General features: G+C 25.0%; 1 protein-coding gene. It reads right to left on the reverse strand.

The genetic code is table 11. The features are described from left to right. Positions 1–17: 17 nt before the first annotated feature. Positions 18–407, reverse strand: a complete 390-nt coding sequence (locus G3997_RS08490) for an S-layer homology domain-containing protein (RefSeq protein WP_442971277.1) — start codon at positions 405–407, stop codon at positions 18–20. Between the last annotated feature and the right edge of the window lie 12 nt (positions 408–419).

The following is a 419-nucleotide window of genomic DNA, read 5'->3' on the forward strand; positions in this document are numbered from 1 at the left end:
TACGCTTTTATTTTTGTTTATTTTGCTCTTTTTAATGTAACTATACTTTCTGCTCTAGTAATGTTATCTTGTGGTCTAAATTCTACTTCATTTACACCCATATAATTTGCTTCTATAGCTCCCTCAACAAAAGAAATTGCCCAATTAGATATACTTTTATAATCTTTATAATTATATATTTTATCAATATTTTCATCATAATTATTTTTTATAGTTGTAATCACTTTAGCAACTTCTTGTCTAGATATTTTATCATTCGGCTTAAAAGTATTATCTTCATATCCATCTATATATCNNNCTTTAACCGCCTTTTGAACTTCTTTATAATACCAAGCTCCTTTATCTACATCACTAAATGTAATATCTTTAAGTTCTGTAAAATTAAACTTTCTATTTACTATTTTAATAAACTCTGCTCT

It is taken from the genome of Romboutsia sp. 13368, from assembly GCF_018336475.1.
Lineage (GTDB): Bacteria > Bacillota > Clostridia > Peptostreptococcales > Peptostreptococcaceae > Romboutsia.